The organism is Kribbella swartbergensis (assembly GCF_054784135.1).
Map to the genome: position 1 here is coordinate 24,679 of NZ_BAAGPM010000064.1, position 21,142 is coordinate 45,820.

Annotated in this window: 20 protein-coding genes; 12 read left to right on the forward strand and 8 right to left on the reverse strand. The window is 69.4% G+C overall.

Features of this window, described 5'->3' with window-relative positions:
* Positions 1-27: 27 nt before the first annotated feature.
* Positions 28-1,083, reverse strand: a complete 1,056-nt coding sequence (locus ACYVOK_RS34630; RefSeq protein WP_460666833.1) for a BMP family lipoprotein — start codon at positions 1,081-1,083, stop codon at positions 28-30.
* A gap of 221 nt (positions 1,084-1,304) precedes the next feature.
* Between ACYVOK_RS34630 and ACYVOK_RS34635 the strand changes: the two genes are divergently transcribed.
* From ACYVOK_RS34635 to ACYVOK_RS34645, 3 genes are read left to right on the forward strand one after another with little or no spacing between them, the layout of a single operon-like run.
* Complete coding sequence (locus tag ACYVOK_RS34635; protein ID WP_460666834.1) at positions 1,305-2,486, forward strand: amidohydrolase; 1,182 nt, start codon at positions 1,305-1,307, stop codon at positions 2,484-2,486.
* Positions 2,487-2,518: 32 nt separating this feature from the next.
* Positions 2,519-2,803, forward strand: a complete 285-nt coding sequence (locus tag ACYVOK_RS34640; RefSeq protein ID WP_460666835.1) for a hypothetical protein — start codon at positions 2,519-2,521, stop codon at positions 2,801-2,803.
* Positions 2,800-3,180: a hypothetical protein gene (locus ACYVOK_RS34645; protein WP_460666836.1), complete on the forward strand. Its 381-nt coding sequence runs from the start codon at positions 2,800-2,802 to the stop codon at positions 3,178-3,180. Before ACYVOK_RS34640 ends, ACYVOK_RS34645 begins: the two co-directional genes overlap by 4 nt.
* Here the strand turns inward: ACYVOK_RS34645 and ACYVOK_RS34650 are convergent.
* Positions 3,177-4,757 carry an acyl-CoA mutase large subunit family protein gene (locus ACYVOK_RS34650; RefSeq protein ID WP_460666837.1) on the reverse strand — a complete coding sequence of 527 codons (1,581 nt, stop codon included), beginning with the start codon at positions 4,755-4,757 and terminating at the stop codon, positions 3,177-3,179. The genes ACYVOK_RS34645 and ACYVOK_RS34650 overlap by 4 nt on opposite strands.
* Positions 4,758-4,924: 167 nt before the next feature.
* Here ACYVOK_RS34650 and ACYVOK_RS34655 point away from each other — a divergent pair, with 167 nt between their 5' ends.
* The gene (locus ACYVOK_RS34655) at positions 4,925-6,292 is read left to right on the forward strand and encodes a hypothetical protein (RefSeq protein WP_460666838.1); all 1,368 of its coding nucleotides are present in this window, start codon (positions 4,925-4,927) and stop codon (positions 6,290-6,292) included.
* 25 nt (positions 6,293-6,317) lie between these two features.
* Here ACYVOK_RS34655 and ACYVOK_RS34660 read toward each other — a convergent pair whose 3' ends face one another.
* Positions 6,318-7,286, reverse strand: a complete 969-nt coding sequence (locus ACYVOK_RS34660; RefSeq protein WP_460666839.1) for an NAD(P)H-dependent flavin oxidoreductase — start codon at positions 7,284-7,286, stop codon at positions 6,318-6,320.
* Positions 7,287-7,499: 213 nt separating this feature from the next.
* Here ACYVOK_RS34660 and ACYVOK_RS34665 point away from each other — a divergent pair, with 213 nt between their 5' ends.
* From ACYVOK_RS34665 to ACYVOK_RS34675, 3 genes are all read left to right on the forward strand, one after another.
* Positions 7,500-8,624 (forward strand): glycosyltransferase family 4 protein, encoded by a 1,125-nt coding sequence (locus ACYVOK_RS34665; protein WP_460666840.1) that lies wholly within the window; start codon positions 7,500-7,502, stop codon positions 8,622-8,624.
* Positions 8,621-9,727, forward strand: a complete 1,107-nt coding sequence (locus tag ACYVOK_RS34670) for a glycosyltransferase (RefSeq protein WP_460666841.1) — start codon at positions 8,621-8,623, stop codon at positions 9,725-9,727. The genes ACYVOK_RS34665 and ACYVOK_RS34670 overlap by 4 nt, the downstream gene beginning before the upstream one ends.
* 100 nt (positions 9,728-9,827) lie before the next feature.
* Complete coding sequence (locus ACYVOK_RS34675; RefSeq protein WP_460666842.1) at positions 9,828-12,869, forward strand: choice-of-anchor D domain-containing protein; 3,042 nt, start codon at positions 9,828-9,830, stop codon at positions 12,867-12,869.
* Positions 12,870-12,912: 43 nt separating this feature from the next.
* Here ACYVOK_RS34675 and ACYVOK_RS34680 read toward each other — a convergent pair whose 3' ends face one another.
* On the reverse strand, positions 12,913-13,728 hold the full coding sequence (locus tag ACYVOK_RS34680) for an MBL fold metallo-hydrolase (protein WP_460666843.1): 816 nt from the start codon (positions 13,726-13,728) through the stop codon (positions 12,913-12,915).
* Positions 13,729-14,062: 334 nt separating this feature from the next.
* On the opposite strand from ACYVOK_RS34680, the gene sdhC reads away from it, so the two are divergent.
* From sdhC to ACYVOK_RS34700, 4 genes are read left to right on the forward strand one after another with little or no spacing between them, the layout of a single operon-like run.
* Positions 14,063-14,440, forward strand: coding sequence for a succinate dehydrogenase, cytochrome b556 subunit (sdhC, locus tag ACYVOK_RS34685; RefSeq protein WP_131352855.1), 378 nt, complete (start codon positions 14,063-14,065; stop codon positions 14,438-14,440).
* Position 14,441: 1 nt separating this feature from the next.
* Entirely contained in the window at positions 14,442-14,900 is a 459-nt protein-coding gene (locus tag ACYVOK_RS34690) for a succinate dehydrogenase hydrophobic membrane anchor subunit (protein WP_460666844.1), read from the forward strand.
* 12 nt (positions 14,901-14,912) lie between these two features.
* Positions 14,913-16,655, forward strand: coding sequence for a succinate dehydrogenase flavoprotein subunit (sdhA, locus tag ACYVOK_RS34695; RefSeq protein WP_460666845.1), 1,743 nt, complete (start codon positions 14,913-14,915; stop codon positions 16,653-16,655).
* Positions 16,655-17,359, forward strand: a complete 705-nt coding sequence (locus tag ACYVOK_RS34700; protein WP_460666846.1) for a succinate dehydrogenase iron-sulfur subunit — start codon at positions 16,655-16,657, stop codon at positions 17,357-17,359. The genes sdhA and ACYVOK_RS34700 overlap by 1 nt, the downstream gene beginning before the upstream one ends.
* Positions 17,360-17,436: 77 nt before the next feature.
* On the opposite strand, the gene ACYVOK_RS34705 is transcribed toward ACYVOK_RS34700, so the two are convergent.
* The 3 genes from ACYVOK_RS34705 to ACYVOK_RS34715 all read right to left on the reverse strand — a co-directional run bounded on the left by ACYVOK_RS34705 (position 17,437) and on the right by ACYVOK_RS34715 (position 19,984).
* Complete coding sequence (locus tag ACYVOK_RS34705) at positions 17,437-17,898, reverse strand: hypothetical protein (RefSeq protein WP_460666847.1); 462 nt, start codon at positions 17,896-17,898, stop codon at positions 17,437-17,439.
* 33 nt (positions 17,899-17,931) lie between these two features.
* A complete protein-coding gene (locus ACYVOK_RS34710; RefSeq protein WP_460666848.1) occupies positions 17,932-18,363 on the reverse strand; it encodes a DUF2000 family protein in 432 nt (143 codons plus the stop codon).
* 685 nt (positions 18,364-19,048) lie between these two features.
* Positions 19,049-19,984 carry a M55 family metallopeptidase gene (locus tag ACYVOK_RS34715; RefSeq protein ID WP_460666849.1) on the reverse strand — a complete coding sequence of 312 codons (936 nt, stop codon included), beginning with the start codon at positions 19,982-19,984 and terminating at the stop codon, positions 19,049-19,051.
* Between the two features lie 24 nt (positions 19,985-20,008).
* Between ACYVOK_RS34715 and ACYVOK_RS34720 the strand changes: the two genes are divergently transcribed.
* A complete protein-coding gene (locus ACYVOK_RS34720) occupies positions 20,009-20,800 on the forward strand; it encodes a helix-turn-helix transcriptional regulator (protein WP_460666850.1) in 792 nt (263 codons plus the stop codon).
* Here the strand turns inward: ACYVOK_RS34720 and ACYVOK_RS34725 are convergent.
* Positions 20,790-21,014: an SCO4848 family membrane protein gene (locus ACYVOK_RS34725; protein ID WP_460666851.1), complete on the reverse strand. Its 225-nt coding sequence runs from the start codon at positions 21,012-21,014 to the stop codon at positions 20,790-20,792. The two genes, ACYVOK_RS34720 and ACYVOK_RS34725, sit on opposite strands and share 11 nt — an antisense overlap.
* Positions 21,015-21,142 lie beyond the last annotated feature (128 nt).

Below are 21,142 nucleotides of genomic sequence, written 5' to 3' on the forward strand. Positions count from 1 at the left end.
CCGGCCCGAGCCCGAGGGTTTCAGTCGTCAGAGTTTCGACGGCGCCTTGAGCTCACCGGAGACCAGCTTGGTCTTGTACTCCTCGAGCTTGGCCGTGACATCGTCCAGGTGACCACCGCTGGTGGAGTACCCGACACCGTCACGCTTGATGTCGTACAGGTCGAAGCCGGCCTTGGTGGTGCCGTCCTTGAACGCCTTCGCGTAGTCGAAGACGGCCACGTCGACCTTCTTCAGCGACGACGTCAGGATGTGCTTCTGCTGCTCCGGGGTCGCGGTCTGGTACTGGTCGGCGTCGACCCCGATCGCCCAGATGCCGTCCGGCTTCGTGGCGACGACGTCGAAGAGCCCGCCGCCGGACAGACCGGAGGCATGGAAGACGACGTCCGCGCCGGCGTCGTACAGCGCGGTCGCGGCGGTCTTGCCGCCGGCCGGGTTCGCGAACGCCTTCGCGTCACCCTTGTCGGACAGCCACTTCATGTCCACCGTGATGCTCGGGTCGACGGCGGTCACCCCGGCCTTGTACCCGGCCGCGAACGGGTCGATGATCGGCCCCCGGACACCGCCGATGAAGCCGACCTTCTTGGTCTTGGTCTTCAGGCCCGCGGCGACACCGGCCAGGAACGAGCCCTGCTCGACCGCGAACACCAGGTTGGTGACGTTCGGGGCCTCGCCGAAACCGTCGACGATGGCGAACTTGACGTCCGGGTACTCCTTGGCGACCTTCACGACCTCTTCGGTGTAGACGAAACCCACGCCGATGATCGGGTTGAAGCCGGCCTCGGCCAGCGTGCGCAGCCGCTCCTCCTTCACGGAGTCGGGCTCCTCCTGGGCGGCCTCGGCCTCCTCACAGGTGGCGTCCAGCTCGTCGATGGCCTTCTTCACACCTGCCGCGGCGAGGTCGTTGAAGGACTTGTCGCCGCGACCGCCGATGTCGTAGGCCAGGCCGATCTTGGGTCCCGCCCCCGACTTGTCGGCGCACAGCTCGTCACTGGCGGCGGCGCCAGGCTCTTCCTTCTTCGCGCAACCCGCCACCACCAGCGCCACGGTGGCGGCGAGCGCCGCCAGCTTCGTCGTGTGCCGCAAGATGCCTCCTCGATCCTGATCGCCCCGTACAGGCGTTCGCAGCGACACGATAGACCCGGCACGACCCCCCAGCCACTGACGATGCGTCACTGAAATGCTCGTTACTCAATCGTAGTTTCCGCTGTGACGCTCAGCCAGACGGCCGACGCGGGGGGTGAACTCGCGCTGACCGGATCCGTCCGGCTCCGTCGGGTGACGAAGCGGGATGCGAGAATCGCGGGATGACTCACCAGCTGCTGGTCGCCGACGTCCTCTCCCGGGTGGAGGACGTTCGCGACGAGGCGATCGAGGTACGCCGCGACCTGCATGCCCACCCGGAACTCGGCTGGCACGAGGTCCGTACGACGGAGATCCTCGAGCGACGGCTGGTCGAGGCCGGACTGTCACCGCGCGTGTTGCCGACCGGGACCGGCCTGATCTGCGACATCGGCTCCGGCGACACGTGTGTCGCGCTGCGGGCCGACATCGACGCGTTGCCGGTGCCGGACGCCGTGGAGTCGCCGTGGCGGTCGACGATCGACGGAGTCGCGCACGCGTGCGGTCACGACGTACACACCTCCGCGCTGCTCGGCGCCGGGCTGGTGCTGGCCGGGATGGCGCGTGACGGGCAGCTGAACCGGCGGGTGCGGCTCATCTTCCAGCCGGCCGAGGAAGTGATGCCGGGCGGTGCACTCGGCGTCATCGCGGCCGGCGGACTCGACGGGGTCCGCCGTATTTATGGGCTGCACTGCGATCCGCGCCTGCAGGTCGGCCAGGTGGGTCTGCGCGTCGGCTCGCTGACCGCGGCCGCCGATCGCATCCTGGTCCGGTTGACCGGACCCGGCGGTCACACGTCGCGGCCGCATCTGACCGCCGATCTCGTCTATGCCCTGGCGACCGTCGTGACCGAACTCCCCGCGGCGCTCTCCCGCCGGGTCGACCCGCGCGCCGGCATGTCACTGATCTGGGGCCGGATCACCTCCGGTTCCGCGGCGAACGCGATCCCGGCCCGCGGCGAGGCCGAGGGCACCCTGCGTTGTCTGGACGCTAGCGCGTGGCGCCTCGCCGACGAGATCCTGCCCGAACTGGCCGCCCACCTCGGCGCGCCGTACGGCGTCGAGGTCGACACCGAGATCACCCACGGCGTCCCGCCGGTGATCAACGACGACGGGGCCATCGGCGTCCTCACCGACGCCACCCGCCAGACCCTCGGCGCAGGTGCGGTCGCCCCGACCGACCAGAGCCTCGGCGGCGAGGACTTCGCCTGGTACCTCGAACACGTCCCCGGCGCCATGGCCCGCCTCGGCGTCCGCGCACCGTCGGCCGACACCGCCGCCGACCTCCACACCCCCGGCTTCGACCCCTCCGAGGAAGCCATCCCCCTGGGCATCACCCTGCTGACCGCCACCGCGCTGCTCGACTGACGCGATTGGTAGGATTGAAGTAGGATTATGGTGTGACCGAGAAGAACAAGCTCTCCGTGACCGTCGACCCGGACGTGGTCGAGGCTGCTCGTGATGCGGTGGCGTCAGGGCGTGTCGGCAGCGTCAGCGCCTGGGTGAACGAGGCCCTGCATCGGCAGATGGATCACGAACGCCGGCTTGGCGGGCTCGACCGGTTCCTGGCCGCGTACGAGGCCGAGCATGGTGAGATCAGCGAAGCCGAGATGGCGGAGGCGGTGCGGTCGACGCGGGCCGGCGCGACTGTTGTCCGCGGCAAGCGATCCCACGGTGCCGCGTGACGCTGATCCTGGACGCCGGTGCGTTCGTCGCGATCGAGCGTGGAGACCGCACGGTAATGGCCCTGCTCAAGGCTGAGTTGCTCGCCGGCAAAACCCCGGTGACTCACGGCGGAGTGGTCGGACAGGTGTGGCGTGGAGGTTCTGGCCGTCAGGCTCCCATTGCTCAGGTGCTCTCAGGCGTCGACGTCGAGCCACTCGACGAGGCACTCGGCCGGAAGGCTGGCGTACTCCTGAAGCAGACCGGCGGACATGACGTGATCGATGCCGCCGTCGTACTGCTGGCCCGGGACGGAGACACCGTGCTGACCTCGGACCCTGGCGATCTCGTACCACTAGCGGCCGAGGCTGACATCCACCTCGATCTCGCGATGGTTTAGAAGGTGTCGGCGGGGACGTAGGCGCCCCAGACGGCCCTGAGGGTGTCGCAGACCTCGCCGACGGTGGCGCGGGCCTTGAGCGCCTGCTTCATCGGGTAGAGGCAGTTGTCGTTGCCTTGGGCAGCGGTCTTGAGCGCGGCCAGCGCCTCGTCGACGGCCGCCTGGTCCCGGTCGGCCCGCAGCTTGGCCAGCCGTTCCCGCTGCTCGACCTCGATGGCCGGGTCGACCCGCAGCGGCTCGTAGGGCTCCTCCTCGGCGATCCTGAACTTGTTCATGCCGACGACGACCCGCTCGGTCGAGTCGATCTCCTGCGCGATCCGGTACGCCGACCGCTCGATCTCCTGCTTCTGGAAACCCTTCTCGATCGCCGCGACGGCACCGCCGTACTCCTCGACCTGCTCCATCAGTTCGACCGCGGCCGCCTCCACCTCGTCGGTGAGCGACTCGACGACGTACGAACCGGCGAACGGGTCGACGGTCGCGGTCACGTCGGTCTCGTAAGCGAGCACCTGCTGGGTGCGCAGCGCCAGCCGGGCTGCCTTCTCGGTGGGCAGCGCGATCGCCTCGTCGTACGAGTTGGTGTGCAGGGACTGCGTTCCGCCGAGCACGGCGGCCAGGCCCTGGACCGCGACCCGGACAAGGTTCACCTCGGGCTGCTGCGCGGTCAGCTGCACCCCGGCGGTCTGGGTGTGGAACCGCAGCATCATCGACTTCGGGTTCCGCGCGCCGAACTCGTCGCGCATCACCCGGGCCCAGATCCGCCGCGCGGCGCGGAACTTCGCCACCTCCTCCAGCAGCGTGGTCCGGGCGACGAAGAAGAACGACAGCCGCGGCGCGAACTCGTCAACGTCCAGCCCGGACGCCACCGCGGCCCGGACGTACTCGATCCCGTTCGCCAGCGTGAACGCGATCTCCTGCGCGGGCGTCGCCCCCGCCTCGGCCATGTGGTAGCCGGAGATCGAGATGGTGTTCCAGCGCGGCAGCTCCGCCTTGCAATAGGCGAAGATGTCGCTGATCAGCCGCAGCGACTCCTTCGGCGGATAGATGTAGGTGCCGCGGGCGATGTACTCCTTCAGTACGTCGTTCTGGATCGTGCCGGTCAGCCTGTCGCCGGTCACCCCCTGCTCCTCGGCCACCAGTTGGTACAGCAGCAGGAGCACCGATCCGGGCGCGTTGATCGTCATCGACGTGGACACCTGGTCCAGCGGGATCTTGTCGAACAGCACCCGCATGTCGTCGATCGAGTCGATCGCCACCCCGACCTTGCCGACCTCGCCGTGCGCGATCGGGGCGTCGGAGTCGTACCCCATCTGGGTGGGCAGGTCGAAGGCGACCGACAGGCCCATGGTGCCGTGGTCGATCAGCTGGTGATACCGCTGGTTCGACTCGGCCGCCGTACCGAAACCGGCGTACTGGCGCATGGTCCACGGTCGCTCGGTGTACATCGTCGGGTAGACCCCGCGGGTGAACGGGTACCGCCCCGGCTCCCCCAGCTTCGCCTCCGGCTCGAACCCGTCCAGCGCATCCGGCCCGTACACCGGCGCAACCTCGAACCCCGACTCACTCCGACGACTCATCCCCCCACCGTAGGCCGAACCACCCCACCACTGGTATGCACCAGGGCACGCTGCCGGTGTGGGCTCCAGCACAGCGACGGAACGGGTTTGCCGCGTGGTGGGATTCCAACCTAGGCTGATCCGGCTTCGGGGGAAGATTTTCTGCCCTCGACCCTTGGAGTCATCGAATGCGCGCGCGTGGACTGGCCCTCGGCGGCCTGGCCCTGATCACCCTGGTGTCCGTCGGCGTCGTCGTCGCCGGACCGAGCTCGGCCGACGAACCCGTGCCGGCGAAGAGCGTCGGCACCCAGCTTCCGGTGCAGGATCTCCGCGCGATGGAGGTTGACGAAGCCCGCGGCCGGCTTTACCTCGCCCAGGGCGCCGGCAGTGACCTCCCGCTCGTGGTCACCGACCTGGACGGCGTACTGCGGTCCAAGCTGTCCACGGTGACCGGCGCGTCCGACGTGGCTCTCACCACCGATCGTCAGCAGGTGCTCGTCACTCAGCACTACAACCGAGTGACCGCGCTGGACGCCGACACCTTGGTGCCCTCGGCAACGTACGCCGCTCCGGACGGCGCCTGCGTGTTCAACGCCGAACCGGCCGGGACCAAGGTCGTCGCCGCGTTCCTCGACTGCGGGCTCGGGACGTCGGGCCTGCTGGTCTGGTCCGCACCCGGGACCACACCGATCGTCTACACCGACGGCCCCGACCACCACCCGATCATCTCCAGCGCCGCCAACGGCATCGTCGTCGCCGGCGACACCGGGATCTCGCCGGTCACGACGTACGCCATCGACGTCTCGGGCGCCGCCCCGGCGATCGTCGGCAAGCGCGAGAACACCGGCTCCAACCTCATCGACTATGCCGTCAGCCCCGACGGCTCCGAGGTCGTCGAGACGGTCGGCCACCCGTACGAGCACCGGTCGTACCGCCTCCCCGATCTGGCCGACGGCACCGTCTACCCGAGCGGTGTCTACCCGGCCGACGCGGCCTGGTCGTCCGACAACTCCACTGTCGCCGTGGCTCGTTCCAGCACCGGGTCCAACGACGCCGACGTGCTGTTCTACGCCAAGGGCAGCACCACCCCGACGTACGCCGTCGACTTCCGGCGCAGCGACGAGCTGTGGAAGGGCACTCTGCGGCTGAACTCCACCGGCACCCGCGCCTGGGCCGTCACGTACGACGACACGTACCAGAACGTCCAGCTGCTGCACTCCTTCGGCCCGTCCCACCCGCCGAAGGCACCGGTCACCGACATCCAGGTGACCGCCCGCACGGGCTCGGGCAAGGAGAAGTCCACCGCGTACGTCACCGTCACCTGGACCTCACCGCTGTCCCGCCCGGGCAGTTCCACCAACCAGCAGTTCCTGCAGCTCTACGCGACCCCGGCCGGCTCGACCGCCCGCCTGATCGGCAACCCCGAGCTGACCTCGGCGGGCACGTTCACCGCCACCTACGCCCTCCCCCGAGGCACCACCACGTTCACCGCCCGCTACAAGGACTTCGAGAACTGGTACCCCGAGGCCACCGTCACCACCACCCTCACCCGGTAGTCCTCCCGGCGATCCCGGGGCGCGGTCAGGTACGCCGGCGTACAGCCGTGGCAAGGGCGGTCTCGGCTTCCTCGATCAGGCGGGACACCAGGTCCCGGGCCGGCACGATGTCGTGGACCAGGCCGGCGGACTGACCGGTGAAGGGGATGTATTCGTCACCGCCACCGTTGCGTACCGCGGCCAGCACCTGCGGGCCGATCACCGACGGATCGACCGAGTCCGGGTCGCGCTCCAGCTGGTCGACGAGCGGCGTCCGCAGGCACCGGGGCGCGAACGGGGCACCGAGCTGGGGCAGGTTGAACGGCGGCAACAGCCGTTCGCCGTTCATGACCTTGACCGCGTCGGCAGGACCGGCGGCGACGATGCGGTCCTTCCACGCCGGGCTGATGCGCATCTCGGGGGTCGCAAGGAACCGAGTCCCGAGACTGACGCCCTGCGCCCCGAGCGCCAGCGCCGCGGCGATCCCGCGGCCGTCACCGATCCCGCCGGCCGCGACCACCGGGACCTCGCCGGCCAGGTCCACCACCGCGGGCACCAGGGCCATGGTGCTGATCCAGCCCGCGTTCCCGCCGGCTTCGTTGCCCTGGGCGACCAAGACGTCGACGCCGGCTTCCAGGGCGAGCTCCGCGGCCGGCAGGTCTCCCACCGTCTGCAGCCACCGGATCCCGCGGTCGTGTGCGCGCTGGATCAGGTCGACCGGCAGACCCATGTGGAACGAGATCGCGGCCGGACCGAAGTCGAGGGTCGCCTCGAACGCCTCCAGATCCAGCGGCCGGCCGGTGTGGTTGATCGCGAACGGCCGATCGGTCAGGTCGCGCAGCCGGGCCCACTGATTCTTCAGTTCGCTCGCACTCCGGATGGCCGTGCCGAGGCTCCCCAGCGCCCCCGCCGCACAGACCTCCGCCGCGAGCTCGACCTGCTCCCACGGCCCGAACGGCGCCAGCACGATCGGGACCTCGATGTCCAGGGCGTCACACAGACCGGTGTGCAGCATGGCTCCTCCCCGTTTCCTTGACCATCCACGATCCGACGAGCGGTGGTGGGCGTCAACGGCGGCCGGTCCCCCGGAGTTCGCGCGCTGACAACGACGGGGCGCCTTCCAGTCATTTTCCGGCCATCCACCGGCCCTGGATGCGTCGACAGGGGATCGACGGGCTGTCACGAGAGTGTCGCCGAGGGTTCATACGCGGTGGGGAACGTTCGGAGCGTGCGCATCGTGATGGTCGCTGAGTCCTTCCTGCCGCAGATCAATGGCGTGGCGAACACCGTTCGACACGTCGCCGACCGGCTGCTCGCCCGCGGGCACGAGCTGCTGATCATCGCTGCCGGTCCCGGCCCCGACACCTACCGCGACATCCCCGTCCTGCGGGCGCGCAGCTTCGGGATCCCGGGCTACAAGGAGTTCCCGGTCGGCCTGCCCGACCCGTCGATCGAGCGGGCGATGGCCGAGTTCCGGCCCCACCTGGTCCATCTCGCGTCGCCGTTCATCATCGGCGCGTACGGACTGCGCAGCGCCCGCAGGCTGGGCCTGCCGACGGTCGCGATCTTCCAGACCGACATCGCCGGGTTCGCCCGCCAGTACCCCTGGTTCGCCGCGGCCGACCGAGGCGTCTGGCGATGGGTACGGCGGGTGCACTCGCGCGCCGACCGGACCCTCGCGCCCTCGACCGCGTCGGTGCAGCAACTCATGCAGGGCGGCGTACCGCGGGTTCATCTGTGGGGCCGCGGGGTCAACCTCGACCTGTTCGATCCGGCACACCGCGACGAGAGCTGGCGCCGGGAGATCTCGCCGGACGGCAAGCCGATCGTGGGGTACGTCGGTCGGCTGGCCGCGGAGAAGAAGGTCCGGCGACTCGCCGAACTGGCCGACCTCGATTGCCGGATCGTCGTGGTCGGCGACGGACCCGATCGCGCCGCGCTGGGAGGTGCGTTGCCGACGGCAACCTTCCTCGGCATGCGCCGGGGCGCCGACCTGGCCGCGATCTTCGCCGGGCTGGACGTGTTCGTGCACACCGGTGAGCACGAGACGTTCTGCCAGACCATCCAGGAGGCGCAGGCCTCCGGGGTGGCCACCGTCGGACCGGCCGCCGGTGGTCCGCTCGACCTGATCCGCCCGGGCCTCAACGGTCTGCTGTTCCAGCCCGGGCAGCCCGGGTCTCTGCGGGATGCGGTCAAGACACTCCTGGATCACCCGGAGGCCCGCGGCCGGATGGCGGCCAACGGGCTGGAGAGGGTGCAGTCGCGGACCTGGCCGGCGGTGGTCGACGACCTGGTCGACCGGCACTACGCCGAAGTACTCCGTGAGGCCGCGGCCGTCCGGCGGGCCGCATGAGAGGCCTCCGGATCGCCCAGCTGGCCAACTTCGTCGGGCCGACGTCGGGCGGGATGCGGACCGCGATCGAGCACCTCGGCCGGGGGTACGCCGACGCCGGCGCCGACCGCATCCTGATCACCCCCGGCGAACGCGACTCGGTGACCGAGACCGCCTCCGGCACCGTGATCCGGCTGAAGGCCCCGAAGGTCGGCGGCGGCTACCGGCTGATCACCGACCCGTGGAAAGTCATCGAGCTGCTCGAGCGCTTCCGCCCCACCACGGTGGAGATCTCGGACAAGTCGACGCTGTTGCCGGTGGCCCGTTGGGCCCGCCGTACCGGCATCGGTTCGATCCTGTTCAGTCACGAACGCCTGGACGCGATGCTGTCGCTGCGCACCGGCCGCCAGCTCGGTGTCGCCGCGGGTGTCGGCGCGCTCTACAAGCTGTTGGGCCGGACGTACGACGCTGTCGTCGTGACGTCTCGTTATGCCGCCGCGGAGTTCGACGCGGCGACCACGCCGCTGGTCCGGATCCCGCTCGGCGTCGACCTCGACACGTTCCATCCGTCGCTGGCCGAGCCGGTGGACGACGGCGTACTCAAACTCGTGCACGCCGGCCGCCTCTCCCGCGAGAAGAGCCCCGACCTCGCCGTCGCCACCGCCGCCGAACTCCATCGCCGCGGCGTCCCGATCCGAATGGACGTCTACGGCTCCGGCCCGCACCTCGACGAACTGATCGCCATCGCCGGCTCCGCGCCGGTCATCTTCCACGGCTACGTCGACGGCCGCCAGACGCTGGCAAGACACCTCGCCGAAGCCGACATCGCCCTCTCCGTCTGCCCCGGCGAAACCTTCGGCTTAGCCGTCCTCGAGGCCCTCGCCTCAGGCACCCCCGTCGTCACCGCCAACACCGGCGGCGCCCGCGAACTCGTCGACGAATCCTGCGCCCGCTGGGCCCCCGCCACCCCCGCTGCCCTAGCCGACGCCGTACTGGAACTCGCCCAACTCCCAGGCCGCCGCCCGGCAGCTCGCGCCCGAGCCGAACTCTACGACTGGCACACCTGCATCCACCGCATGCTCTCCTTACACAACCGCCTGGCGCAGTCCCGCCTCGCCGCATAAACCTGCAACCAAGTTGCGGCGCGGACCGTAACCGCGATACTTCTTACCTTCCTCGCCGGTGTGTTCGGGGCGCACCGGATTTCCCCTGCCAGGAGATTCAATGCGCCGCGTCCGCCCGCCCGTCCTGCTCCGCTATGCCCTGGCCGCCGCCCTCGCGGCCATCACCATCCCCTTCATCGCCCACGCCGCCTTCGGCGAAGAGTCCGCCGCGACCCCGGTCGCCCAGGTCTTCCCAACCCGCCAGGGCATCGGCGTCACCTGGACCGACGTGGACGCCTCCGGTTACCGCGTAGAACGCAAACAAGCCACCGCCGACTGGCAGGACGTCAGCGGCCCGTTGACCGACTCGACGACCACTTGGATCGACGAGACCATCCCAGCCGGCGCCACCGCCGACTACCGCGTCGTCGCAACCTCCGACACCGACCCGGCCACCAGCCCTGAGGTCAAAGCCACCCGCGTCGCAGAAGCACCGGCCATCGGCGACATCGAGGTACTTGCCTTGAACGCCAACCACGGCGCTGGCGAGACCTGGTTGCAGGACGAGACCGCCGGACCGGTCACGGCCTCCGCGCCGGACAGCGGGTCGCGAACCCTGTCCGCCGGCTCGCTCAAGGTGCGAATCCCGGCCTTTCTGTCCGGACCTGGCTACGTCTTCCTGCCGGCCACACAGGTCGAGCTGACGCAAGGCGACCGCAGTTGCACGACCTGGGGGGACCTCTGGGTCACCGCCGTCGCCTACACACCAGACCTCGCGCTCGAGACCCTGACGGGCACTCTGCGGATCCCCTCCTGCAGTGGCACCACCGTTCGCACCGACCTCGACATCCGTTTCCGGAGCACGTCCGGCTACCAGGCCCTGTCTGTCACACCGGACCGGCCGGACTTCGGGCGGGTGATGACGGGCAAGAGCTCCGCTGATGTCCCGATCACCGTGAAGAACACCGGCACCGAGCCGGTTGAGATCGTCAAGGTATGGCTCAACACCGGCGCCGAGAGCGACTGGGCGCTGACCTCGAACAACTGCCCGGCCATACTGCCTGTGACTGCCTCGTGCACGCTGACCATGCAGTTCCGGCCGCGGCTGGACGGCAGCTACTCGGCTCGGCTGACGATCGAGGACTCCACCTCGTCCGGCATGCACACCGTCCTTGCGACGGGCACGGGCGTCAAGCTGCCCAGCTCCATGGGTGTGAGCGTGGCCGGCACCTTCACTGGTCACACCGTTATCTGGGCGAGTCTGCCGACCGCCGGGGGCACTCCGGTGCGTGGCTATTACCTCCATCGGTACCTGAACGGTGCGGAAACCACGCAGTGGGTCGCTGCAATCCCGTCGGCGAAAATCATGAGCGTCTCCGACGCCGACCCGCCGGCCGGAGTCGAGTACGCCGTCTCCGTCGTCAACGAGGTGGGCGAGGGCCCGACCGGACCACGGACGGCGGCAGGCCGGGTACCGGCTCAGCTCGCTGTCATCCAGGGTGAACCGGCGTCCCGTGACCTGATGGCCGCCAGCCTGTCAGGATGGGCCGTACCGCTCCCGGACGACAGCACCACCGTCCGGCCGAAGGAGGCAGTCGCCAGCGCGCCCGACGGGCGTTCGCTCGCCTACGTGACGAACACCGGCGGGCGGGTCCTGTGGACACGCCGCGTGGATCCGGCCGGGCTCGGTGCTCCGGTGCAGCTGTGGACGTCACTAGCGGCTATCACCCACCTGTCGTGGTCACCGGACGGCGCCCGCATCGCCTTCCAGGCGCCCGAGAACAACACCCCTTGCGTCTACGTCATCCCGGCCGCCGGTGGTACGCCGGCGAAGGTGGCCTGTGATGTCACCAGCCCGAGTTGGATGCCGGATGCCGCGAGCCTGATCGTGGTCGACCGCCGTCTGACGGACGACCGGATCGCGCGGATCGAAGCCAAGCCGGGTGGCATCAGGATCAAGACGCTGCCCGCTCCGGTCGCACCGGCGGACGGAACGCCGGTCCGGGTGTCGCCGGACGGGACCTGGGTCGCGTTCGGGTCGGGGACCGCTGTGCAGGTCATCGATTCCGCCACCCTGACGGGGAGCACGGGCCCGTCGCTCGGCGCGACGGTGCGTTCGATCAGCTGGGATCCCGACGGTGGTCAGCTGGTCGCCCTCACCGACGCCGGGCGGATCTTCCGGCTCGGAGTCGCGCTCGGAAAGGTAGACCAGACCGCGGTCAGGCTCGGACCCGACAAGGACGAGCACCGGCTGGACCTCGCCTGGCAGCGGCTAGGGGTGACGATCGCGCCGACGCCGGCTGTCGTCGGCGCGCAGACCTCCGTCGCGTTCGACGCCTCGGCACTGCTCCCGGGCACGACGTTCACCTGCACGATCCTCGCGGGCCCAGCCACAGCCTGCACCTCGCCGTACGTGGCGACGATCGTGAGCTCGGGCGAGAACACCGTGGCGATCACCGCCACGGAGCCGGACGGGCGGGTGACCCAGGCGTTCCGGACGTTGAATGCCGATGTCAGCGGGCCGGTGGCGCGGATGGTGGCGCCGGCGTATCAGTCGTCGGTGGCTGGGACGGCGACGTTGACGGTGTCGGCCGCTGATTCCGCCGGGGTCGCGTCGTACGACGTGCGCTACCGCCGGGCCACGTCGGCCGGGCCGTACGGCGCTTATGTGCAGCCGTGGACGAATACGACCGCGACGTCGATGAACCTTGCGGTCGCGGCCGGGTACGAGTACTGCGTCTCGGTGCGGGCGAAGGACAAGCTGGGGAACGTCGGCCAGTGGAGTGCGGAACGGTGCTTCTCGCGGCCGCTCGACGACCGATCGTTGACGCTGGCCTCGACCGGTTGGACCCGGGCGACCGGATCGACGTTCTACTACGGCACGACGACGCAGACCACGGCGTACGGCAAGTCGCTGACGCGGACCGTGCAGGGCAAGCGGTTCTTCCTGGTCGCCACCCGCTGCCCAACCTGTGGCTCGGTCGCGGTGTACGCCGGGAACAGGTACCTGACCACGGTCAACCTGGCCTACCCGACCACGCACCGCGAGGTCCTGCTCGGCCTCCCGGTCCAGAGCACGCTCTTCAGTGGCACGCTGAAGCTCGTCTCAGCCTCCACCGGCAAGCTGGTCCAGATCGACGGTCTGGCGGTCGGCCGCACCTGACCCCAGTCCCGGGCGCCCCTGACGCGGGGGCGCCCGGCACCACTCACGTCAGGTGGTCGTAGTCGCCTCGGGTCCAGGCGGCGTGGCGGTCGGCGGAGTGGCGGACTACTGCTTTGGCGTCGACGGGGATGGCGGCGCCGAAGTTGTTGTAGAGGCGGTCGTAGTCGAACGGGTCGAGGGAGCGGGCGACGCGGTCGACGACCGCGCCGGACAGGGGGATGCGGTTCGGGTAGCTGCGCATGAAGCTGACCGAGGTGCGGTCGGGGTTGGCGAAGATGGTGTCGCCGGACAGGATCACACCCTTGCCGTCGGCACCTTCCGCCCAGTGGGTGACTGCGCTGCCCGGAAAGTGCCCGCCAGGCTGGATCACGGTGATCCCGGGCAGCGGGGTGAGCTCGCCCGACCAGGTCTTGATCACCGGGTCCTGCCGGGCCACCCATTCGGCGTCCGCCTCGGAGACATAGACGGGTACGTCGCCGAGCCGGTGGCTCCACTCGACCTGGACGCCGTACATGTGCGGGTGGCTGGCGATGATCGCCGCGACCCCGCCGAGCTCACGGACCCGGCGTACGGCGTCGTCGTCGACGTACCCGATCGGGTCCCACAGCAGGTTGCCCTCGTCCGTCTGCACCAGCATCGACTGCTGGCCGATCCCCGTCGGGGGTTTCGACGTGATGCCGTACAGCCGGGGCTCCACCTCGTCGATCGCCACCGTGGTCCCGGCGGCGGCCAGTTCCTCGAGCGTGGTCCAGTGCTGCCCGTCGGCGGGCACCCACTGGCGTTCGTCGGCGCAGATCGCGCAGACCTCGACCCGCTCGGAGTGCTCCACCGCACAGGTCGCGCAGATCCAGAAACTCACCGTGTTTCTCCCCTCACTGTGACCCGGGCGACATCCCGGGCCGATGCGGCAGTCTCGAACGTCAAGCCGGGTTGAAGTCAACAACGCACGCCCGGGCGCGTCGAGGGCCACTCGGAGATCTCCCCGCTGGGCCACTTGGAGAGCGATGTCACACCTGTCAGGACAAAATGGGCCGACCGGCAGGACTAGCATCGAAGCGGCCCGGTTTTCGCCGGGCCGAGCCGATCGCGGCAGCGCCCCGAGGCTTGACCGGGCTGAGCGAGTCCTCCAGGCGTCACCCCAGGGCCGCCGCGTGCACCGGCTCCCGGTATGTGAGTCCGATCGGAGGATCGGTTTGCCCAGCAAACCAGCCGGCACGCTGTACCGCGGCCGGGAGGGCATGTGGTCATGGGTCGCGCACCGGATCACCGGGGTCGGGATCTTCTTCTTCCTCCTGGTGCACGTGCTGGACACCGCGCTGGTCCGGGTCTCCCCGGAGGCCTACAACGAGGTCATCGGCACCTACAAGAACCCGATCGTCGGCCTGCTCGAGGTCGGCCTGGTGGCGGCGATCCTGTTCCACGCGTTCAACGGCATCCGGCTCATCCTGGTGGACTTCTGGGCCAAGGGCCCGCGATACCAGCGGCAGCTGATGATCGGCGTCGGTGTGATCTGGGTCGTCCTGTTCGTGCCGTTCGTGATCCGTCACCTCACACATGTCTTCGGAGGCTGAGATGTCGGACATCGCAGCTCCCCGGTCCAGCTCCCGTTCCCGCTCGGTCAAGGGCGGCGGCCGGAACCGGTCCGGGCAGACCAACTTCGAGCTGTACAGCTGGTTGTTCATGCGGCTGTCCGGGCTCGCCCTCGTCGTCCTGGTGCTCGGCCACCTGTTCGTGAACCTGATGCTCGGCGACGGGATCAACGCGCTGGACTTCGGGTTCGTGGCCGGCAAGTGGGCCAACCCGCTGTGGCAGGTCTGGGACCTGCTGATGCTGTGGCTGGCGATGCTGCACGGCACCAACGGCCTGCGCACGATCATCAACGACTACGCCGAGAAGGACCAGACCCGGTTCTGGCTGAAGTCCCTGCTGATCACCGCGTCGATCGTGATCGTCGTACTCGGCACCCTGGTGATCTTCACCTTCGACCCCTGCCTCGACCCGCACAGCACGCTGCCGGTCTGCAGCAAGTAAGGATCTCTGAACATGCAGCGCCATCAGTACGACGTCGTCATCGTCGGCGCGGGCGGAGCGGGTATGCGCGCCGCCCTCGAGTCCAGCAAGCGGACCCGGACCGCGGTGCTGACCAAGCTCTACCCGACCCGGTCGCACACCGGCGCGGCTCAGGGCGGCATGTGTGCCGCGCTGGCCAACGTCGAGGAGGACAACTGGGAGTGGCACACCTTCGACACGGTCAAGGGCGGTGACTTCCTGGTCGACCAGGACGCGGCCGAGGTGATGTGCCGCGAGGCCGTCGACGCGGTCCTCGACCTGGAGAAGATGGGCCTGCCGTTCAACCGGACCGCCGAGGGCAAGATCGACCAGCGGTTCTTCGGCGGCCACACCCGCAACCACGGTGAGGCCGTCGTACGGCGTTCCTGCTTCGCGGCCGACCGGACCGGCCACATGATCCTGCAGACGCTGTACCAGCAGTGCATCAAGCAGAACGTGGAGTTCTTCAACGAGTTCTACGTGCTCGACCTGCTGATGACCGACGGCAAGGCGAGCGGCGTGGTCGCCTACGAGCTGGCGACCGGCGAGCTGCACGTGTTCTCGGCCAAGTCGGTGATCTTCGCCTCCGGCGGGTTCGGCAAGGTCTTCCGTACGACGTCCAACGCGCACACGCTGACCGGCGACGGGATGGGCATCGTCTGGCGCAAGGGGCTGCCGCTGGAGGACATGGAGTTCTTCCAGTTCCACCCGACCGGCCTGGCGGGTCTCGGCGTACTGCTGTCCGAGGCCGCCCGGGGTGAGGGCGGGATCCTGCGGAACAAGGACAACGAGCGGTTCATGGAGCGGTACGCGCCGACCGTCAAGGACCTGGCCCCGCGCGACATGGTCGCCCGGGCGATGGCGAACGAGGTCCGCGAGGGGCGCGGCTGCGGCCCGGACGGCGCCTACGTGATGCTCGACCTGACCCACCTCGATCCGGCCCACATCGACGCGAAGCTGCCGGACATCACCGAGTTCGCCCGGACGTATCTCGGCGTGGAGCCGTACACCGAGCAGATCCCGGTGTTCCCGACCGCGCACTACGCGATGGGCGGCATCCCGACCAACATCAAGGGCGAGGCGCTGGCCAACAACGACGACGTGATCCCCGGCCTGTACGCCGCGGGCGAGGTCGCCTGCGTGTCGGTGCACGGCGCGAACCGGCTGGGCACGAACTCGCTGCTCGACATCAACGTGTTCGGCCGGCGGGCCGGGATCGCGGCCGCGGAGTACGCGGCGACCGCGGACTTCGAGGAGCTGCCGTCCGAGCCGGAGGCGTTCGTGGTCGAACTGGTCGAGGGACTGCGGAACTCGACCGGCGACGAGCGGGTCGCCGCGATCCGGTCGGACCTGCAGGCCACGATGGACCTGAACGCGCAGGTGTACCGGACCGAGGGCTCGCTGAAGCAGGCGCTGGTCGACATCGAGGCGCTGAAGGAGCGGTTCGCCCGGGTCGCCGTCCAGGACAAGGGCAAGCGGTTCAACACCGACCTGCTCGAGGCGGTCGAGCTCGGCTTCCTGATCGACCTGGCCGAGGTGCTGGTGGTGTCCGCGCTGGCCCGCAAGGAGTCCCGCGGCGGCCACTTCCGGGAGGACTACGACAAGCGCGACGACGTCAACTTCATGCGGCACACGATGGCGTACCGCGAAGTCGATGCCGAAGGCAACGTGAACATCCGGCTGGACTACAAGCCGGTCGTGCAGACCCGCTACAAGCCGATGGAGCGCAAGTACTGATGGACGTCAAGGTCAAGATCCTGCGGTACAACCCGGAGGTCGTCGACGAGTCCGAGTGGAAGACCTACTCGGTCACCCTGCAGCCGACCGACCGGGTGCTGGACGCGCTGCACAAGATCAAGTGGGAGCAGGACGGCACGCTGACGTTCCGGCGGTCCTGTGCGCACGGTGTCTGCGGCTCCGACGCGATGCGGATCAACGGCCGCAACCGGCTGGCCTGCAAGACGCTGATCAAGGACCTGAACCCGGAGAAGGAGATCACCGTCGAGCCGATCAAGGGCCTGCCGGTGCTCAAGGACCTGGTCGTCGACATGGAGCCGTTCTTCGACGCGTACCGCTCGGTGATGCCGTTCCTGGTCACCAGCGGTCACGAGCCGACCCGGGAGCGGATCCAGTCGCAGGCCGACCGGGACCGCTTCGACGACACCACCAAGTGCATCCTGTGCGCGGCCTGTACGACGTCCTGCCCGGTGTTCTGGTCCGACGGCCAGTACTTCGGCCCGCAGGCGATCGTCGGCGCGCACCGGTTCATCTTCGACAGCCGCGACGAGGGCACCGAGCAGCGCCTGGAGATCCTGAACGACAAGGAAGGCGTCTGGCGCTGCCGCACCACCTTCAACTGCACCGACGCCTGCCCCCGCGGCATCGAGGTCACCAAGGCCATCCAGGAAGTCAAGAGAGCCCTCATCTTCCGCCGCGTCTGATTCGGCTGAGCGCAGAGGCCGGGGGTTGCGCTCGCCGGACAGCGCAGCCGCGGCTCTGTGCCTCTCCGGTTTCAGTGTCACTCGACGGGACTCCACCGCACCCAGTAGCGGACGCCGTCCATCCGGTACTGCTCCCCGCCGTCGAAACGCCACTCGGCGACGAGGCGCGCCGCATCGGCGGGCACCTGCCGCGCCTCCGTCAGCAACCCGGTCAGCTCGTCGTACCGGGGATCGATCCCTCCGTGCCCTGGGTGGGTCTCGGTCCCGGCGTCCCCGGCTTCGTATCGCTGGTTCCAGCGGACGAAGATCTCCCACTGCTCGCGCTCCAGCGCAACCAGCTCCGCGCTGACCGGCCACACGACGTACTGGTCCGGTGCGTCCTCGACGTCGTAGCGCAGGAAGTCGTAGCGCTGGAAGTAGTGCGCCACGCCGTCGATGTCGACGATCCCGGCCACCGGGCCGTCATACCAGTCCAACTCGACGTAGACGTGCTCGAATCCTTCGGCGGTCAGCCGGCGTTCGTCCCAGGGTTCGGCCACGCAGGCAGGCTAGTGCCGGCCGGAGCCGGAGTACTAGGGGTGCATCCGGGCGCCCTTGAGGATCTTGTCGACCGCGTTCTTCGGGCCGTACAGCGCGATGCCGACCAGGTCGAGCTGTTCCGTCGACACTGCCTTGACGGCGGCTCGGTTGTCCCGGTCGTTGCCGGTGGAGAACAGGTCCTGGGTGAACACCGCGTGCTCGATCTCCCGCTTGAGCGCCCGCTCGTGCGCCGTACTCATGAACTCCTTGGACCCCTCGAACACCAGCACCGGCTGCCGGAACATCGGCAGATACCGCTGCCCGTCCGCGTCCTCATAGGCCTCCCCGACCACCTCCGGCCGGGTCCCGGCAATCCCACTCACCAAGAACGCGGTCACATTGAGCCGCTGCCAGACCGCCAGATCATCCCGCAACAACACCGCAATCTTGGTATCGAACTTGATCGTCTCGTTGGCGTCATCCACACCCCCATCGTCACGACCTGCCAGACACGGAGTCTTGTACGTTCTTGACCTCTGGCGCACAGGACCTTGCGGCACTCCTGTACGCCGACCTGGTCCGCGGCGCCCGGACGATCCGGCTGACGCCCGGCCAGGCGATCGCCCGATGCACACCCACCGTCCAGTCGCCGATCACCTCGCCCCGCAACCACGCCGGGCGACTCCCGCCGAAGGCGGCAATAGAACAGCCGCCGCCGGAGGCGGTGTCCGATCGCCGCAGCCACAGTCGCTCGCACCGGCCCGGCGCCCACGCTCCACCGTCCACTCGCCGATCACCCGAGGCCCGCAACCACGCCGAGCGACTCCCGCCGAAGGCGGCAAAACAACAGCCGCCGCCGAAGGCGGTATCCGATCGCCGCAGCCACAGTCCCTCGCACCGGCCCGCCGTCCGCGCTCCACCGTCCACTCGCCGATCACCTGAGGCCGGAACCACGCCGGGCGACTCCCGCCGAAGGCGGCAAGACAACAGCCGCCGCCGAAGGCGGTGCCCGATCGCCGCAGCCATAGTCGCTCGCACCGGCCCGGCGCCCGCGCTCCACCGTCCACTCGCCGATCACCTGAGGCCGGAACCACGCCGGGCGCTCCCGCCGAAGGCGGCAATTGAACAGTCGCCGCCGGAGGCGGTGTCCGATTGCGGCGGAGGGTGGGGTCAGCAGTACGGCGGGTTGGTGGTGACGGCGGTGGCTACTCGGAGGAAGAGGTTGAAGAGGCGGTAGAGGTCGGGCATGGGGGCGTGGGTGGTGACGGTGCGGTCGTCGCGGCGTTCTACGCCGGGGATGGCGGTGAGGTGGGAGACCACCGAGGCGTTTTGCCAGCGGACGGTGAGGCGGCGGGCGGCGGCAGGGTCGGCGGGGGAGGCGGTGACGGCGGGGTCGGTGGTGACGGCGGGGTCAGTGGTGCCGGGGTCGGTGGTGACGGCGGGGTCAGTGGTGCCGGGGTCGGTGGTGATGGCGGGGGTGGGGGTCGGGAGGTTTTGGAGGGCTGTGCGGGCGGTGGCTTCGATGGTGGCTCGGGCTTCGGTGACGGGGACGAGCCGGGCGGCGAAGCGGTCTCGTGCCTGCTTGACGGGGACGGTGTGGACGGCCGGGTCCCAGGCGGTCATTTCGGCGCAGGCGGTGTCGTCGCCGGTGAGGAGGACGACCGGTACGCCGTACGCGGCAGCGGCAGCGTGGAAGAGGCCGATCTCGCCGGTGACCTGGTCGTCGAGCCAGATGTCCTCGATCTCGTGGCCCATGAAGCTGTGGCTGAGTACGCCGAGCACGCCGGCGCGGGCGTGGTAGCCGACGCAGAAGGCCGCGTCGAACGAGCTGGTCAGGCCCTCCATCATGCCCATCGGCTTCGGCCGGCCCTTGATCAGGGTGGCGCGCGGGTCGAGCAGGTCGGGCAGCAGGTTGCGCATCGGGCCGTGGGCGTCGTTCACGAGTACGGCGGTCGCGCCCGCGTCGTACGCGCCCCGGATGGCCGCGTTGGCGTCCTCCGTCATCAGCACCCGGCCGCGCTCGTAGTCCCGGCCCGGCGGCTGGACGTCCTCCGCGTCGACCAGTCCGGTGATGCCCTCCATGTCCACGCTCACGTAAACCTTCACGGCAGGCAGCGTATGTTCTGAGGTATGAGCGGCGGCGCCGAGGTCAGGGCGTGGCGGCCCGGGGTGAGCGGGGTCGTCGAGGTCCTGCACGCCCACTTCCCGTCCCACGCGTACCCGAGCCACACCCACGACGCCTGGACGGTGCTGATCGTGGACGAGGGCGTCGTACGGTACGACCTCGACCACCGGGAGCACGGCCTGGCCCAGGCGCAGGTGTCGCTGCTACCGCCGCACGTGCCGCACGACGGGCGGTCGGTGCGGCCGGAGGGGTTCCGGAAGCGGGTGCTCTACCTGGAGCCCGATCGACTGGGTGAGAACGTGATCGGGGCGGCTGTCGACCAGCCGGAGTACGTCGACCCCGTGCTGCGACACCGGATTCACCAGTTGCACGGCGTACTGCTCGACGGGAAGGAAGACCTCGAGGCGCAGAGCCGGCTCACGCTGATCGAGGAGCGGTTGCGGCAGCACCTGCGGCGGAACGTGACCGATCCGCCGGATCGCCGCGATCCCGGGGTCGCGTCGCGGTTGCGCGACGTATTGGACGAGTCCGTGCCGGCCGGGATCACGCTGGACGAAGCGGCGAAGCTGGTGCACGCGCATCCGGCGCATCTGGTCCGGGCGTTCACCCGGGAGTACGGGATGCCGCCGCATCGGTATCTCACCGGGCGGCGAGTGGATCTGGCGCGGCGGTACCTGCTCGACGGGAGCCCGCCCGCCGAGGTGGCGACGCTGGCCGGGTTCTACGACCAGTCGCATCTGAACCGGCACTTCCGGAAGATGCTCGGGGTGACGCCGGCCAGGTTCGTCAGGCGCTGACCTTGGCCCGCGAGGCCTTGTAGGCGCGGACGCCCCAGGTGCCGAGGACGGCGGCGATCAGCAGGTTCACCACGATGAGGATGGTGTGGGCGACGTAGTACCCGGTCGGGCGGCCCTCGGTGTCGGCGAGCGCCTTGATGAACCGCAGGTACGTGACGACGTTCCAGACCGCGATCCCGAGCAGGACCAGCGCGTGCTTGCGTTCGAGTTTCACCTGCTCATTGTCCCCCGGGAGTGAAATCGGGGCGGCCGCGCCTCACTCGGCCGCCCCGGAGCGAGGGGCGAGCTCACCCGAACGACATTCGTCCATCAGCCTTCGGACAGCAAGACATACGAACCTAC